The 16,639-nt window shown below is 56.5% G+C and carries 16 protein-coding genes; 8 read left to right on the forward strand and 8 right to left on the reverse strand.

What is annotated here, in order from left to right; genetic code table 11:
• Window positions 1-183 precede the first annotated feature (183 nt).
• The 5 genes from R8G34_02965 (at window position 184) to R8G34_02985 (ending at window position 4,540) form a co-directional block, all read left to right on the forward strand.
• A complete protein-coding gene (locus tag R8G34_02965) occupies window positions 184-978 on the forward strand; it encodes an aspartate/glutamate racemase family protein (GenBank protein MDW3221838.1) in 795 nt (264 codons plus the stop codon).
• Window positions 959-1,645 carry a GntR family transcriptional regulator gene (locus tag R8G34_02970; protein MDW3221839.1) on the forward strand — a complete coding sequence of 229 codons (687 nt, stop codon included), beginning with the start codon at window positions 959-961 and terminating at the stop codon, window positions 1,643-1,645. The genes R8G34_02965 and R8G34_02970 overlap by 20 nt, the downstream gene beginning before the upstream one ends.
• Before the next feature lie 321 nt (window positions 1,646-1,966).
• The gene (locus tag R8G34_02975) at window positions 1,967-2,521 is read left to right on the forward strand and encodes a hypothetical protein (GenBank protein ID MDW3221840.1); all 555 of its coding nucleotides are present in this window, start codon (window positions 1,967-1,969) and stop codon (window positions 2,519-2,521) included.
• Window positions 2,522-3,189: 668 nt separating this feature from the next.
• A complete protein-coding gene (locus R8G34_02980; protein MDW3221841.1) occupies window positions 3,190-3,552 on the forward strand; it encodes an aminotransferase class III-fold pyridoxal phosphate-dependent enzyme in 363 nt (120 codons plus the stop codon).
• 433 nt (window positions 3,553-3,985) lie between these two features.
• Window positions 3,986-4,540 (forward strand): hypothetical protein, encoded by a 555-nt coding sequence (locus R8G34_02985; protein MDW3221842.1) that lies wholly within the window; start codon window positions 3,986-3,988, stop codon window positions 4,538-4,540.
• A gap of 506 nt (window positions 4,541-5,046) precedes the next feature.
• On the opposite strand, the gene R8G34_02990 is transcribed toward R8G34_02985, so the two are convergent.
• The 6 genes from R8G34_02990 to R8G34_03015 are packed head-to-tail and all read right to left on the reverse strand — an operon-like array spanning window position 5,047 to window position 10,656.
• A complete protein-coding gene (locus R8G34_02990; GenBank protein ID MDW3221843.1) occupies window positions 5,047-5,808 on the reverse strand; it encodes an ABC transporter permease in 762 nt (253 codons plus the stop codon).
• Window positions 5,805-6,620 (reverse strand): ABC transporter ATP-binding protein, encoded by an 816-nt coding sequence (locus R8G34_02995; GenBank protein ID MDW3221844.1) that lies wholly within the window; start codon window positions 6,618-6,620, stop codon window positions 5,805-5,807. The genes R8G34_02990 and R8G34_02995 overlap by 4 nt, the downstream gene beginning before the upstream one ends.
• Window positions 6,613-8,034, reverse strand: a complete 1,422-nt coding sequence (locus tag R8G34_03000; GenBank protein MDW3221845.1) for a dihydroorotase family protein — start codon at window positions 8,032-8,034, stop codon at window positions 6,613-6,615. Before R8G34_03000 ends, R8G34_02995 begins: the two co-directional genes overlap by 8 nt.
• Window positions 8,031-8,825: an SDR family oxidoreductase gene (locus tag R8G34_03005; GenBank protein ID MDW3221846.1), complete on the reverse strand. Its 795-nt coding sequence runs from the start codon at window positions 8,823-8,825 to the stop codon at window positions 8,031-8,033. Before R8G34_03005 ends, R8G34_03000 begins: the two co-directional genes overlap by 4 nt.
• Window positions 8,826-8,830: 5 nt before the next feature.
• Window positions 8,831-9,868, reverse strand: a complete 1,038-nt coding sequence (locus R8G34_03010; protein MDW3221847.1) for an ABC transporter substrate-binding protein — start codon at window positions 9,866-9,868, stop codon at window positions 8,831-8,833.
• Window positions 9,865-10,656 (reverse strand): cysteine hydrolase family protein, encoded by a 792-nt coding sequence (locus R8G34_03015; GenBank protein ID MDW3221848.1) that lies wholly within the window; start codon window positions 10,654-10,656, stop codon window positions 9,865-9,867. Before R8G34_03015 ends, R8G34_03010 begins: the two co-directional genes overlap by 4 nt.
• 110 nt (window positions 10,657-10,766) lie before the next feature.
• On the opposite strand from R8G34_03015, the gene R8G34_03020 reads away from it, so the two are divergent.
• The 3 genes from R8G34_03020 to R8G34_03030 all read left to right on the forward strand — a co-directional run bounded on the left by R8G34_03020 (window position 10,767) and on the right by R8G34_03030 (window position 13,786).
• Window positions 10,767-11,678 (forward strand): LysR family transcriptional regulator, encoded by a 912-nt coding sequence (locus R8G34_03020; protein ID MDW3221849.1) that lies wholly within the window; start codon window positions 10,767-10,769, stop codon window positions 11,676-11,678.
• Window positions 11,679-12,143: 465 nt separating this feature from the next.
• Window positions 12,144-12,950 carry an ABC transporter ATP-binding protein gene (locus R8G34_03025; GenBank protein MDW3221850.1) on the forward strand — a complete coding sequence of 269 codons (807 nt, stop codon included), beginning with the start codon at window positions 12,144-12,146 and terminating at the stop codon, window positions 12,948-12,950.
• A complete protein-coding gene (locus tag R8G34_03030) occupies window positions 12,947-13,786 on the forward strand; it encodes an ABC transporter permease (protein MDW3221851.1) in 840 nt (279 codons plus the stop codon). The genes R8G34_03025 and R8G34_03030 overlap by 4 nt, the downstream gene beginning before the upstream one ends.
• Window positions 13,787-13,840: 54 nt before the next feature.
• On the opposite strand, the gene R8G34_03035 is transcribed toward R8G34_03030, so the two are convergent.
• Entirely contained in the window at window positions 13,841-14,887 is a 1,047-nt protein-coding gene (locus R8G34_03035; GenBank protein MDW3221852.1) for an ABC transporter substrate-binding protein, read from the reverse strand.
• A gap of 153 nt (window positions 14,888-15,040) precedes the next feature.
• Window positions 15,041-16,540, reverse strand: coding sequence for an amidohydrolase family protein (locus tag R8G34_03040; GenBank protein ID MDW3221853.1), 1,500 nt, complete (start codon window positions 16,538-16,540; stop codon window positions 15,041-15,043).
• Window positions 16,541-16,639 lie beyond the last annotated feature (99 nt).

The following is a 16,639-nucleotide window of genomic DNA, read 5'->3' on the forward strand; positions in this document are numbered from 1 at the left end:
TCTGCATACAATTTAGAGATACCCCTTCGAATGCCGAAAGCAAATTCCTCGGTTGATTGCTAAATGAGTGGCGAATTTTTGATTTTCGCCGAAATTTTGCGCATCTTCATGCATAAAATTTCATTGAGCTTTACTGTTTTGCATGCAATATTTTCGAATGGATTGGAGTTATGGAGAATGCGCATGACGAAGGCGTGGGCCAATGAGCTGTCGCCTGCAGCGGCTTTAAAGATACCTGATCTGCGGATCGGCATGCTCGTGCCGTCCTCGAATACAGCGCTGGAACCCGCCACGGCGGCTTTGACCTTTCCTGTGTCAGATCGCGTTGGCGTGCATTTCTCCCGATTTGAAGTCACGCGGATCGCGCTTGATCATCAGGCTGACGCACAGTTCTCCATGGAACCTATTCTCAAGGCAGCCAGGTTGCTTGCCGATGCCAAGGTTTCCGTCATCGCCTGGAACGGAACATCTGCCAGCTGGCGGGGCTTTGACACGGATGATGCTCTATGCAGGGAAATCGAGCAGTCAACAGGTTGCCCGGCGACCTCTGCAATTGTGGGGCTCAATTCCGCTTTGCGGGCATTTGGCACACGCCGCCTGGGACTGGTTACGCCTTATACGGAGGATGTCGAGGCGGCGATCATCGCGAATTACGCGACAATAGGCATCGATATCGTGGCCGCTCGGCGCGAAAACCTGCAGGACAACTACAGTTTCGCCGATGTTCCGCCCGACAGGGTGGCCGAAATGTGCCGCGAGGTTGCGGCACAGGGCGTGGATGCCGTTGCGATTGTCTGCACGAACATGCGCGGGCCCTTGATTGCGCCCCAGATCGAGGCAGAATTCGGGATTCCCGTGATCGATTCCATTGCCGTGACGCTCTGGGGGACGCTCAACATGCTGGGCATCGATTACAGCGTGCTGGCCCCTTTTGGACAGCTATTCAAGGTAACGTCCGATGACCCTGAGCGACTTTGACGCGACATCGGGCGGCACGGCAGCCCCGCTCGACCTGCACAGCCGCCTGATCGCCCAAATCCGCGACTTGATCGTCCGGGGCGCGCTGCCGTCTGGGGACCGCGTGCCAGAAGCGCATCTGTCCGAGACACTCAATGTTTCCAGAACACCCTTGCGAGAAGCCCTGAAAGCATTGTCTGTCGAAGGGCTAGTGACGCTGCGGCCAAATCGTGGCGCTGTGGTGACACCGATGGATATTGAGGACCTGAAAGCGGTATTTGAAACCAAGGGTGTGATCGAGCATTTCATCGGACTGAATGCTTCCGACAAGGCATCGGATGAGGACATCACGCACCTCAAGAGCATTCACGACCAGCTTGTCGCTGCAGAGATCGCACACGCCCGCGCCGACTATACCGAACTAAACGAACGTTTTCATCGACGGATGGCCGAGTTGGCCGGCAACGCTGAAATCGTCGCGATCTACGAGCGGTTGCAAACCAAGGTTCTGCGCGCCAGATATCGGGTGAACGATGACCCGAGACGTGTGAAAGCCTCGCTCGTTGAACATGAAGGCATCATGGCGGCCCTGCGCATCCGCGCGCGTTTCGATGTCGCGGACCGGTTGGTGCGCCATAACTCAGCAACTGCGGAAGCTGTCGTCTCCTGCGTTATGTCCCGGAATTAACCGAAGGCGCCAGCATCTTGTCAAAAACCTCGCCGCCGCGCATCACGTCGACGGCCGCTGGAAAATTTGATGCGATCAAAAAGGCGTTGCGCAGCGCTCCTGTCAGGGGCCGTTTGGATCAGCCATGTGTCGCAGCTTCGGCGTGCGCCCGAACCCAGAGCGAAGCGACCGCTGGCACCCCGCGCGGCAAAAAAACTTTGGCGATGTCTTTGCCGATCCCTTTAGAACCACCGGCGACAATTGTGCTTTTTCCTGCAATCCAAGTCAGCATGGCGTTCCTTTCATTGGATGTTCTGAAAGCAAACAAGAGAGGAAGGCGCAGTGGCGCAATTGAATTGTTGTCATCGGCAATGTGATTACCTTGACTGCCTCAAAATGGGCGAAAATTGCAGATACTGCCGGAATACGCTACCAGAACAATTTCATTGTGCGACTGAAAACCGGCCTTCAAAGCAATTGTTTAACTGGGGTTTATCCGATACCGCCGAGGTCACTTTGTTGACCGTTTCTGAAAACGCTACCGTCATCATCCGCGATCCGGCACACACGGCCACGGTGATCCTGCGGATGCATCGACTGAGTTTCCATACCGTCGATGAAATCAGCTCGGAATTGGAATGGACTGAGGCTCTGCGAGCGGCAGCTGCAGGGGAAACTACTGCGACGATTCCGACCGAAACGGAGGATCACATTGCCACTTTTGATGACGGCATCAAGACACGTCACCGTTTTGCTTTCGCTCTTACGAAAGGGACGCAACCTAAAGCCGTTGCGGATATGGTGCCCGGTTTCGCGAACTTGGGACAAATTTCTACCCGGCTCCATGCGCATACCGAAAAGTGGCAAGTCCCATCCGGATTCACCCGCAAGACCTAAGATTTTGAGGCTGCCTTCGGGCCCAACACCCACTGGGGACCATGACGGAGTGCCTTGGAGCTGACGCCGCGTGGCGCAGATGTCTTGCAAACGGCCCTCGACCGGCTTGCCACCCGGCTCAACACCTATGACAAGGCCTCGGGAAGGTTCGGATTGATCTAAGTCGATCTGCGCCTTGCCTATTTGCCATCCCGCCGAGGTGGTCTAAGGCGGATCGATTTCAACGACTGCGGATACTCCTGGTTCATGTATGAGGTCGCGGCGGCGATTTCGTTTCTTAAGCAAACTCCCATCGTGCCCGATCTGCAGACCGCCTGGCTACAGGGCTAACGGGAAACTCGGACGCTCTCTGCCGAAGTCGTTGCCATGTTGCCTGATTTTGTGTTCTTGTGTCGCATCTTGCTGTCTACATGTACTGCCAGCGTCCAAGCGACCGAAACGACCCGTAATGCCGGTATGGAATGCTATACAGACTGCTCAATCGTGATTGCGCAAACCTATCTCGGGCTATCATCAGCGGGGTTCGACCGATCCTCACTACTAACGCCTTTCGCCAGGAGGACTCCAGCTGTGCCGCACTGAACCGGCGGCTGTCCAATTTCCGCGCGGCCTCCCTGCTCTTTTACCGTGATCCCATCGAGATGGTGGGCGCTAAGAAGGCAACAATAATGTCCCGATATGGCCGTCGCAATCTGGATTTCTACAACAATATCCCCTCGGTTGGGCACACCCATCCCAAGGTGGTGGAGGCGGTTCCGCGCCAGATTGCGACGCTCAATAACAATACGCGCTATCTGGTCGAGATCGTTGATACCTACCTTGAAGCACTGAAGTCGCGGCGGCCGGACAGCCTCGGCAATATCGTTATGACCGGCTCCGGCAGCGAGGCGAATGATCTTGCACTCCGTGTTGCAAAGACGGCCACAGGCGGCACCGGCGTTGTAGTGTCCGAGGCTGCTTTTCATGGCTCCACTGCGCTCACCACTGTTGTCTCCTCGTCTGCGCTTAAGCAAAGCACCCTTCCCGGCTGAGTTGTTGCCATAGCGCCACCAAGTGCAACGCGGTACCGCAAAGACATTGCGGGCGGTATCTTCGCCGACCCGTCAGGGTGTTTGGCAGCCGCCGAAAAAGCGATGCGCAAGTCCCGTGGATTGTTCATCGCCGACAAAGTGTAAGCAAGGCTCGGGCGCACCGGCACGAATTCTGGGGCTTTGGCGGGCACAGGCTGATCCCGGATATCGTCACCAGGGGTAATGGTTTTCCGAAGGCTGGAATAGCATCGCGCCCAGACCCCCTTGCGGCTCTTTGCATTGATGTTGGCGATTTTCACACCTTTGGTGGCAATTTCGTGGCCACCGCTGCTGGACTCGCGGTGCTTGACGGCATCCCCGAGGAAAATCTTATGAAGAATGCGCAAGATATGGGCGCACCTGATCGCGGAAGTGCAGGGTTCAGGCACAACCAATGGGCAGCGGTGGGGTGATGATCGGTGCGGAGGGGCTCTATAGCGCCGCGCTGAGGATCCGCCCGCCTCTCTGTCTGACACGAGAAGAAGCTGACTGCTTCCTCAAAGCCTTTGGGAAATCACTGCGCCAACTGTCGTTTATTCATGCTCGAAAAATGGCACATGAAACCAGTGATGTCGCATTTGAATTCCAGATCTCCAAATCTGATGCGATGACAGATGGAAGTTCGCACAACCTGAAGATCAGGCAAATATCCCATTCTGTAACTTTTGCCCTTGCAGGTGCTCGCAAGTTTGAGGTGCATGCGATGCGCCCCAGCACCGATATTCATTGCTCCAACGGCCTGGCACGGCGGCCGAAAGGCATTGTCGAGATCGAACGCGCAGGATCATGTGCATCGACCCGCGCAGGCATTGCCATTCATGACGGGAAATCCGGCGCAGGCGCGCGGTCGATCGCGCCAATCCGATCATGCTTGATAGGAATAGAAACGGGCCTGTTGGTCCATGATTCATCTCCAGCAAGACAGTGCCGAGGTGATGCGTTGTCATAGTATACCCCCAACAGTTGACCTCGACGCGGAAAGACCGCAGATCCATGACGGGCGCGAGCGGCACGTCAATGCCGGGAACTACTTCGGTGCGGTCAGGCCAGAATGCGCAGCAACCGGACGTCCCTTGCGACGTGCAACAGTGCCCACCGACTGGGTCACCGTTTCCCGAAAAGATGCATAAATCGGCTGGATATGAATCCGAGAGACAGCCATCGGCGAGTCAACTGAATGTTGACGATCCTGTCTTAAACGGCAGCCTTCTAAGCGCCAGATACGATCCGCGAAACGCGCCTTTGCTTGGGTCGATGACGACAACAAGCGCTTCTGCGACAAGCTCATCATATGTCGTGCGTGATAGATCCAGCTATGAACGCTTTGGATTTCCCAACTGACGGCGAAAAAAATTGGGACACTTTCGGCAATGGCCGGACCCATCAAGCTGAGAGAAACCACGGCTGGAGGCTACAGTTTAAGCGTTGGATTTCTTCATGTTGGTTTTTTGGATTTCAAGAGAGTTCTTTTCGCGTCGCCCAGCCCGTCATGCGTCGTTCCAAAAGGGCGAAAATGGCATAAAGCGAGACCCCCATCGCGGCGAGCACCATCAGACCGGAAAACACCAAGGGCACGTTGAACTGCGAGGAGGCGATCAGCATCATGTTTCCGACCCCCTTGTTGGAGGCAACGGTTTCAGCAATGACAGAGCCAACGAAACTCAGCGTGATTGCCACCTTGAGTGCTGCAAAGAAGTAAGGGAGCGAGCGCGGCAGGCCGACATTCCACAGGATTTCCCATCTGCTCGCTTTGAGAGACCGCATAACATCTTCCAACTCGGGTTCAACGGTCGCGATGCCGGTTGAGACGTTCACGACGATGGGAAAAATGCAGATGATCATCGCCGTCAGGATTGCGGGCACCGTGCCAGCCCCGAACCACAGGACAAAGATCGGCACAACGGCGACCTTTGGGATCGAGGAGATGCCAACCAAAAGCGGATAGGCCGTGTCGTAGGCAAGCTTTGATGACCCGATCAGCACGCCCAGCGACAAACCGATCAGCACGCCAAAGAAGAACCCAACCAGTGTTGTGTACAAAGTCTGCCAGGCATGCGGCGCAATTGCCGGCGCAAATTGCAGGAATGCTTCCATTATTCGGCTGGGGCGAGGCAAGATCAGTTCTGAGATCCCTGCAGCAAGGCAAAACACTTCCCAAAGGACAAAGACGCTTATGATCAGCGCTGTAGAGGCGAGTTTTTGTCTGCGCGGGTTCATGCGGCGGCCGCTTTTGCACCAACTGGAGCGTGCACGATCAATTGTCGCAGGTCTTGAACCAGTTGTACAAAGTTAGGCTCAAAAGTGACATCAATCGAGCGCGGCCGCGCAAAAGACACCTCCCGGTTTTCCAGAAGGCGGCCGGGTCGAGCACTCATCACGCAAATCCTGTTTGCCAGATAGGCCGCTTCGCGAAGGTCATGTGTGACCAGCATGACCGTCGACTGTCGATCGAGCCACAAGTCCTGCAAGGTTTGCCAAAGTTCCTCACGGGTAAACTGATCCAGCGCACCAAAGGGTTCATCCAGCAGCAGCAAGTCAGGGTCGTGCACCAACGCACGGCACAGGTTCGCCCGCTGCATCATGCCGCCAGACAATTGCCAGGGGCTTTTGTCTGCAAAATCGATCAGACCTACCTGCTGCAGCAAAGCATCAACCCGATCCTGGAATTCGGTGCGCCGCTTGGCCCGAAAGTCCTGCTTGAATGGCGCAACGATTTTGAGGGGCAACATGACGTTGTCCCGTACGGTCATCCACGGCAGCAGCGATGCGCTCTGAAAGGCCATGCCGACGCGCATCGGTGTTGCGCCGAGCTCTCTTCCGCCAAAGAATATGTGGCCTTGGCTGGGTTTGAGTAATTCGCCCACCAGCTTCAGAATCGTCGATTTTCCGCATCCTGATGGGCCTACAAGAGCAACAAAATCTCCCTGCTCAATGGTCAGATCCGTTGGACACAGCGCTTCAGTCTCGTCCGCCCCAGCGCCATAAGTCACACCCACACCTTCCAATTTGACAAACTCTGAGCTACTCATGCTGTCCCCCTGCCCCAAGTATATGCGCAAGGCTTTGATCCACATTGCGGGGGCGCGGTGCAGGCATGGATTGAATATCCGTAACTTGTGTGCCGTGACCCGCCATCCCTTCGCACATGGCCCGGTCCCGCTGGACGAATACGCCCCTCACCAGCGTATGAACCGGCGCACCCACGGTCTTGCGCCCCTCAAACGGCGTGATCTTGCCACGGCTGTGCAGGCGGCTTGCGGCGATCACCTCTTTCCGCGCCAGATCAACGGCGGCAATATCGGCCAATGCCCCGACAGCAATGCGCCCCTTTGCCGGCCACATGCCAAAAGCCCGTGCCGGATTTGCCGAGGAAATCTTCACATAGTGTTCCAGGGTCATCCGCCCAGCCGCGACTTCGCTCAACATAAGCGGCATCTGCGTTTCCACGCCGGGAAATCCACAATCGGCTTTCCAGATCACGTCGTTTTGCTTTTCCTGAGGCGTATGCGGGGCATGATCGGTGGCGATCATATCAATGACACCGCTTTGCAGGGCGTCCCAGATCGCCACGTTGTCCTTGACCTCGCGCACCGGAGGGTTCACACGGATCACACTTCCCAGCCGATCGTAGTCGCCAGAGTTCAGGAACAGGTAACAGGGGCAGGTCTCGCCTGTGATCTCGACCCCGCGCGCCTTGGCCTCTGCCAGCGGGCGCAACTCTCCGGCGGAGGAAATATGCAACACATGGATGCGTGCGCCTGTCCATTCCGACAGGATGGCAGCCCGGGCGACGGCCTCGACGGCGACAACCTCTGGTCGGGCGGCAATGTGATAGAGCGGGTCATTCAGCCCTGCCGCCTCCAGCTTGGCCTGTCGCCACGCCATGATTGAAGCGGTCTCGGCATGCAGCGATATCCGTAGACCGGAGCCTGCGATGATCTCAAAGCCTTCCAGCATTGCCCCGGTCGACGGCGACGGCAGATTGCCAAAAGTATTCCCCATAAAGCATTTGAACGCATTTGCGCCCGCCGCGATCAGTCCCGGCAACTCGTCTATGTTGTCCTCGGCCAGAAGACCGTAGATGCCGAAATCAACGCAGGCTTTCTTCGCGAAATCCTGCTTTTGTCGGAACTCGGCAACAGAACGTGTTGGCGGATGGGTGTTGGGCATTTCGAAGACGGTTGTGACCCCCCCCATCGCCGCGGCCCGCGTGCCGGTTTCCCAGTCTTCCTTGTGGGTGTACCCGGGCTCGCGAAAATGCACATGCATATCGATGGCGCCAGGGATCAAGTGCAGCCCGCTCACATCGACCACCTCTGCGGCGTCCCCCAGCGAGCCCGACGCGCCAATGGCGCTGATGCGCCCGGACTTGATGGCCACATCTGCGACATCTCGCGCGGTTTCGTTGACCACAGTTCCGCCCGTCAAGATTAGATCCGTCATAGTGCTGCCCATCCTCCGTCTACTGGCAGATCGACCCCTGTCAGTTGTCGCGCCCGGTCGGACGCAAGAAACAGCGTCGCAGCTGCCACGTCTTCGTCGGTGCTGACCCGTCCAAGGGCGTAATCTGCGGCGTGCCTTGAGGCGGCGTCCTCAAGGGATATACCATGCTGTTCAGCGACTTGCGGTACAACCTTGTCACGGAACCTAGGGCCGTCCACCATGCCAGGGGCCACCAGATTGACGTTGATGTTATCCGCGCCAAGCTCGAGCGCAAAGCTCTTGGTCATCCCCCTGAGACCCCATTTCGAGCTGGAGTAGGACATCCGCATCGCACGTCCCCGCATCCCGAATGTCCCGCCCACATTGACGATCTTGCCACCACCACCCGCCTTCATGACTGGGGCAATGGCATGGATCAGGTTAAAAGGCCCGAGCACGTTCAAGCGCAGGATCTCGTCGAACTCGTCCGGCGTTGTCTCCAGCCCTGTCTTGCCAATTGGCCCGGTGCCACCCGCAACGTTGACGAGCACATCGATACGGTCGCCGAAGGCCGCGAGCGTTTTGGCCACGGCCGTGTCGACGGAACTGGCCTGCGTGACATCGCATGCAAATAACTCCGCCTTCACACCTAAATCCCGCGCGGCCTGGCACACAGGACCGATCGCCGTTGTATCCCGCCCGAAAAGCGCCAGATGCGCGCCCTCGCGGGCGAAACCAAGAGAAATCGCGGCGCCCATACCCTTGGCTGGACCAGTGATCACGGCGATTTTGTCTTTGAGTTCAAGATCCATTTTGATTAGAGCAGCTTGTAGATCCGCTCGTCTTCTGCCGGCAGAAAGGCGTTGGAATAGATCTCCTCCGGCGCCGGTGTCCGTGGCAGGCCATTGGCCTTTACCACCAGATCGATGGCTTTTTTGAAACGGTCAGGGTCCACATTGCCAAGGCCAGTTTGCGCAAGTTCGGGATGGTTCATCTCGTCCTGCAGCGTGGCAATCAGGCGTTCCTTTTCGATCTCCTTGTTGATCAGCGGTTCGCGAGATGCGACGGCATCAACCGCAGCATCCAGATCGGCCAGCGTATCCTTGACGCCTTGGTTAATAGCCCAACACATGCCTTTGACCATTTCAGGGCTTTCCGCGGCCATCGCCTTGGGAATGATCAAACCGTTGGAATAAAGATCCATGCCGTAATCACCATATGAGATAAACCGGATATCCTCATCCGGGTTCATGCCCGACAGTTTCGCAGAGAAACGGATCGTGTTCACATAGCCGAAGACGCCTTCGACTTCCTTGTTCTTCAGCATCTGTTCCCGCAGGTTCGATTTGAAGTTCATTATTTCGATCCCGCTCGCGTCCAGTTCCGCCACATTGGCGAAGGCCGGGAACAGCTTGAGCGCGCCATCATTGGCAGACCCGCCCAGCAGACGGCCCTCCAGATCAGCCGCTGTTTTGATGTCAGAGTCCGCCAGCACAGCAACCGTGAAGGGCGGTTTGTTGTACATCTGGTAGACACACAGTGGCGCTTCGTCGGGTTCTGTCCCCGCCAGCCGGATCAGCGCGTTCACATCGCCAAAGCCAACATCGTAGGCACCACCAGCCACATGGCCAACTGCCGCGCCAGAACCATTGCCCTGGTCCATTGTCAGGTCTATGCCAGCTTCTTCAAAATAACCGTTATCCTTGGCCAGAAAGAACCAGGATTGCGGCCCCTGATACCGCCAGTTCAAGATCATTTTGATCTCGGTTTTGCCCTGCGCCAGGGCCGGGGCCGCCAATGTAGACAGGGCCGTGGCACCGGCAAGTTTCGTGAATTTGCGTCTTGAGATATTCATGGTTCAACTCCCGTTGGGTTTTGTGGTGAAATGGCTGCCAGAATGTTACGAGACATTGCCGCAAAGCCGTGGAGCAGCCGCATGAGGTATTGGATTGCGTTAGCCAAGTGAGGCGCGGAAACGGTTGCAATGGCGTCTTGGACCAGCACCGCGTCAAAGCCTTTGGAACGGCAACCTGCAACAGTGGTAAAGCCGCGTTGATCGAGATTGATACCGCGGAAAAACAATGTCTTGATGTTGAGCCGCCTCAGGATGCGGTCCAAAGGAGTGTCGCAAAAACCCGCAAGAAGATCCTGGCCGACTGACATGCCCCCTGCGTTTATTTGCAAGGCAGGAGCCGATTGCTCACTCCGATTTTCGTCGAACAAGACCCGCCTCGGGTCGCTGTTATCTCCATCCCATCGTCGCGCTTGGCAATCGGATGCATTGTCCACCACTTTAGAGGACAGAATGACGCCATCGGGTCTGGTGACCCAAGCGACATGAATGATTGGCACGCCAGCCGTGCGGAATGCGCGCCTAACGGCAAGTGTTTGACCAATGACGGTAGGAAATGTCGTCACCTCCAGACCACAGGCCGTGGCGAAACATCTATTCTCCGTCAGAACGTCTTTCTGCATGTCGATGTTCAACATGGTAGATCGGGACAGACCGGCCTGGATGGGAAGATGGTTGGTTGAGATGGAGACCAGCCTCTGGCGCCATAAGGGCCTTATCAAAGGCTCAGCATCAGCGTCGTCGCGCAACGACCACTTGTCATCATGTCCCTTTTTTCCTCGACGTTTCATCACAGCTCTCCGAGACGTGGGCTAAGGGTGCGCATTTCAAGCGTTGCTGTCTTGTGCTATTTTTTATCCATGGCGTTGCTGAAAACCAAACGCCGCTATAGCTTGACCAAATGAAGCACCTCACAACCTTCCGTGTCATTGACATGATCGCGCGCACCGGATCCATTCGGGGTGCTGGCGAACAATTGGCTCTGACCGCCTCGGCGGTTCAGCGGCGGTTGCAGGCATATGAAGAAGAAATCGGCTTTCAGATCTTTGATCGCAAATCGCACGGTGTCGAATTGAATTCAGCCGGTGAGCTTGTGCTCTTGCATATTCGTGAAACTTTCGCCGAAACGAGCAAACTCAGCTCGCGCCTTGCCGACCTGTCGGGCATGCGACGCGGTGACGTGCGCATAGGATGCAGTCAGGCGCTTGTGCCATACTTCATGTCCCGTCACATCAGCGCCTATCAGGACAACTTTCCAAATGTGAATTTCGAGGTTGTGGTCCTGGAACATCGCGCCGCGCAAAAGGCACTGATCGAACACACAATCGAACTTGCCCTGGTCTTTGGCGCGACGGATGTGCCGGAATTCAAGACCCTGTTGGGCGTCCGACAGCAACTGGCTGCGGTGATGGCGGCAAACCATCCGCTTTCCAAGTCCGAACAGTTGCGGTTGCGCGAGTGTTATCGATACAAGGTGGCGCTTCCCGGTTTGGGCTTTGGCAGCCGCACCATGATCAATGCGGCGCTTCAGGAAAAGTCCTACGCCCGCGCGCCAGAGCTTGAAAGCAACTCTTTTGAATACCTGAAATCCCATGTTTCCAACAACATGGCGGTGACTTTTCAGATCGAGATCGGTGCACCACTACCCCCGATCAAGGATCAGCGATTGACGGCGCGGTTGATAGATACCCGGGATGTCGCAGCTGGGACACTGTGGATGGGTCAATTGGCCGGGCGCAGTCTTTCGGTTGCGGCCTCGCGCTTTGCCGAACAAATCGGGCGCGACTTGTCCAACCGGTATTTGCACATTTAGGCAGAACTTGCACATCGCGCCGCGCCAATATTTCTTAAAGGACGTGGAAACACTTAACACAGGTCACACCCGCTCTCTGGACGGGCACAACTGCTGCCGGACCAAAACGCTGCGATGTGTGTGGATGCTTTCTGATCGACCGCTGGATGACCTACACGGTCTTTTCGCGAGGGTTCATCATCGTCATCCCAATCGTGTAAACCCTGCTGGTGACGAAAAACCAGGCGCTTTTCCTCTGGTCAAAATGGCCTGTTTGAGTAAGGGCCTGCTGATATCAATCCGTTCGAATTGATTTGCCCGCGGCGCAGTGATGGTCCCGGGCGCGGCCAACCAAAAGCTGCTCAAAAAAGCATCACTTTCAAGGTCGAGGCGGTACTATCTGGAAATTCACCTTAAACATCTGGACGTTCAACTGTGTTTCCGCAGAGTCGTTGGAAAGACAGCGGGATGTTTGGGGATCTCAGAATGAAAGACGCGGCAATAGCCGAAACGCTGATCGACATTTCCGATGTCGACATCGTCTACAGCGGCGCAGAAGGCGGTGTCGAGGCTCTCAAAGGAACGACGTTTTCCGTGCCCAAAGGCGGTTTTGCGGCGGTGGTCGGGCCGTCAGGCTGCGGTAAGTCTTCATTGATGCGCTTGGTCACGGGTCTGATCCCACCCACGCGCGGCAATGTGAAAGTAGCAGGTCAGGTCGTAGATGGCCCGCTCAAGATCAGCGGTATGGCGTTTCAGAACCCCACTTTGCTGCCATGGCGGACAACCCTGGACAACGTGATGCTACCGCTTGAAATAGTGGAGCCGCACCGCAGCAGGCTGCGCAGTCAAAAGCGGGAGTACGTGGACCGCGCAATGGCGCTTCTGGCGTCGGTCGGATTGGCGGATTTTGCCGACAAGTCGCCTTGGGAGTTATCCGGCGGGATGCAGCAACGGGCCTCTCTCTGCCGTGCGCTGATTCACGAACCGGAACTCCTGATGCTGGACGAACCCTTTGCGGCCTTGGATGCGTTCACGCGCGAAGAGTTGTGGGGCGTCCTGCAAGAGCTGTGGATGGAGCGTAATTTTACCGTAATCCTCGTCACCCATGACCTGCGTGAAGCGGTCTATCTGGCGGACAAGATACACGTGATGTCGGCGCGTCCGGGCCACATCGTAGCCACCCGGGATATCAACATGCCTTTTCCCAGAACGCTGGACGATACGTTCAAACCCGAATTCGTCGATGTCGTACACGATCTGAGGGCACATATTTCACGCGAGAGGCAAGCATGAGCGATGTAAAACCCAACGGGACCCAGACCCCGCGCGCAACCATCACTGCGGCCAGGCTGGTCGAAATGTTTGGCCCTTGGCTGATTGCTGTTCCAACGCTGATTTTGTGGGAATTATACGTTCAAATCTTCAACGTGCCGAAATTCGTTCTGCCCGCCCCCAGTGCGATCATTGCGAGCCTCTGGACGTGGGCCCCCGTGATTGCAATCCATGCGTGGCAGACTCTCTTTACAACGCTCGTGGGATTCTTCTTTGCCGTATTGGGTGGGCTGCTTATGGGTGTCGCTGTGGGCTGGTCACGCCTGTTGTACCGTGCCCTTTATCCGGTGTTGATTGCGTTCAACTCGGTGCCAAAGGTCGCCATCGTTCCGATCCTCGTCATCTGGTTCGGGATTGGCACCGTGCCTGCGGTGATCACCGCTTTTATGTTGTCCTTCTTTCCGATCGTCGTGAATGTCGCGGCGGGGCTGGCCACAGTCGAGCCTGAGCTGGAAGATGTTCTGCGCTCTCTGGGTGCGTCGCGAAAGGACGTGCTGATCAAGGTCGGGCTACCACGGTCGGCACCCTATTTCTTTGCCTCGCTCAAAGTCGCGATCACGCTTGCACTGGTGGGCTCGGTGATTTCGGAAACCATCGCTGCGAATGCGGGGATTGGATATCTGATGTTGAATGCCAGCTCTCGTTTTGACGTCCCCCTGGTCTTTGCCGGTCTGGTGGTGGTGGCGATTATGGGCGTGCTGATCTATGAGGTCTTTGCCTGGATTGAAAGACGCACAACCGGGTGGGCCACGCGTGGCCAGACGCAGGTCACGACAACCGCAGCCGGAGGTGGTTAGAAAAAAGGCGCCCATAAATATGGGGCGCCTCCATTAGTTTCGTTTGAACCGGCTTTACTGGTGACGTGCTTTGGCCACGTCCGGAATCTGTCGATCTGCCAGCGGCGGCAAGAAAGATCCGTCAAAGTAATCATCCATGTTAGGCTCAACCGCGATATCGAAAGCAGCCGCCACCTGTTTGGCCGCGGTCTCATACCGCTCCCGGTCCACGACGCTGATGCCGTTCTCCAGAACACTTGGGGTCAGCAGCGCGAGTTCTTCGGCCAGATACCAACGCGCTGTTTCGATCTCGACGTCGATCAGCGGCTCTTGTGCCTTGAGCAGTGCAATCCCCGCGTCAGGGTCTTTGAACATGTCGATCATGCCCTTCACTGTCGCGGCAACGAACCCTTTGACGGTTTCGGGATTCTCAGCCGCCCAGTCTTTGCGCACAATGATCGAGGAGCTGTAAGGCTTCAGGCCATACTGGGCCATCGTGAAATAGGTTACGTCTTCTTTGGCTAACCCTGCCTGCTCCATGTTCAGAACCGTGGTTGTGGAAAAGCCGAAGGTGGCATCCGCCTGCCCCTGAATGACCATTGAATCGCGCAAAGACGGCTCGACAAAGAGATATTCGATGCCATCCGGGTCCAATCCGTTCAACTCTGCAAAAACCGGCCAAAGCAACACTGTTGCAGCGTTTTGTGTCGCCGAGACTTTCTTGCCCATCAAGTCTGCCGGTGTTTTTACGCCGTTCTCAGCCGTCGAAATCACGCCAGTCGGGGACTGATCGTTGATCACCAGTACCGTAATCACCTGGTCATCCGGGTTCTCGGAGTTGAATTTCAACAGGCTGGTGCCTTCCGCAAACCCCATCGGATAGGCTTTGGCCGCGATCTTGGAAATGGTGTCGCCGGATCCGTAGCCACGGTCGAACGTCACTTTCAGACCAGCCTCCTCATAATATCCGCGATCCAGCGCCAGCAAGAAAGGCCCGTGCATCCCTTGCCATGCCCAGTCAAGCGAGAAGTTAATCTCGGTCAAGTCTTCCGCCGCGGCCGCGGTCTCCACTCCCAGTGCCGCCACGCTCATGGCGGCTGCGCCCAGTAAATTCTTTAGCATTATCGTGCTCCCAAGTGTTTCTACGTCAAACGCATATATCTACGCATGATCAGCACGATGATGATCAGCGCGATGGTATATCATCTGGCTTGGCCGCAGTGTTCCGCGTCTCAGCGGGCAGTTTGTCAGCAGTCTGACCAAATTTAGGTCACTTTAGAGTCGCGCAATCCTGCAAGGACCACAGTCAACCGCATGAACGCGCTTCACCATCGACAAGATATCAGGGTGCAAGGCCGCCGCTTTCTCCAGCAGGTCTGAACTGTCTGTCACCAGCCGTGCCGCAATCTCGCGGGCTTCCTCCAGTATCGCTTCGCGATCAACGCGGGTGGGTTTGCCATCTGCGATCACCTGTTCCCCTGCGACATAGACATCCGCCACGCCAGCACCGGTCTCGTAATGCACCAATTGCGTTTGTGGCTCTCCCAGAGGCGTCATGGTCAGCGCGTTCTGGTCCAGCAAAACCATATCCGCCGCTTGTCCCACCGCCAGCATCCCGCGTTGCCCTTCTGCCCCCAACAGACGCGCCCCGTTCACCGTCGCCATGCGGAGCAAGGGTCCGGCGGTCAGCCAACGGCTGCTGTCGGTTTCGGTGACCCGGTGCAAAAGCGCAGCCAAGCGGGTCTTTTCAAACATCACCGCATTGCCAGCGTTCAAACCATCTGAACCAAAGGCGACGGGCACTCCCGCCTCGGTCAGCTTCAGCAAAGGCTGGACGCCCGAGCCGAGGATCAGATTGCTGGACGGGTTATGCACCACAGTCGTTCCAGCCGTAACCAAATGCTCCAGATCTTCATCGGTAAACCAGATGAAGTGCGCGAAAGAGCTGAGCGGCCCGGCCAGACCACACTCCGCCAGATAGGCCACAAAGCCACGCGGATCTCTTTGCTTGGACATCGCCCATTGGGTTCGCGCCTCAAGCAGATGGGTGTGATTGCCGATCCCATGATCCATGCAAAATGCCCCTGCCCTGCGCAGTAACGCATCAGAACAGCGTTGCGGGCTGTCGGCACCCAACATTATCGTCACCAAGGAGTTGTCTTTCCAACGCGACACAGCTTCGGCCACAATCTCGAAATAGGCATCATGGGGTACCGGATCGGAAGGCAGAAACCCGAGCTTGTGAGTATCAGGTCTGTCTTCTTCAAACGGCAGTGTTTCCACAAAGGGCAAATCGGAGAACATAGGCGCAACAGCGGCCCGCATCCCCACATCCGCATAAGCTTGACATATCGCATCCAGGGCGTCCGGCGTATGTGCCGGTCGATGTGAGCAATGATCAAGACACCCCGTGGTGCCCGTCGACACCATTTCAATCGCCCCGAGCATCGCGGAAATATAGGCATCGCGCGCAGAGCGCTTGCCCGCGCCGGCAATTGCATTGATCATGAAGACGTCCAGAGGCACCGCATCGACCGAACCTTTGAGCAAGGCTCCGTAACTGTGCACATGCCCGTTCACCAAGCCTGGCATTACAACGCGCCGCGCGCCATCGACACGGGTTACTTTTGTGCCTTCTTCCGGCGTGAAGCTCCCCTTTTTGCCAACCGCGACAATCCTATCCCTGTCAAACCAGATGTCGCCCTCTTGGATGACCGTTTGATCGGCGTCCAAAGTGACCAGGGTCGCGCCGTCAATCCATGTCAGCTTTGCCATATTCTTCTCCGGTGCGTGGTCCAAGGGATCATCAAGAGGGAGCCAGACCATTTCAACGTGCCTGAGCGATATGCATCAAAATCACCTTTTTAATTGAAT

The sequence above is a fragment of the Paracoccaceae bacterium genome, assembly GCA_033344815.1.
Classification (GTDB): domain Bacteria; phylum Pseudomonadota; class Alphaproteobacteria; order Rhodobacterales; family Rhodobacteraceae; genus Roseobacter.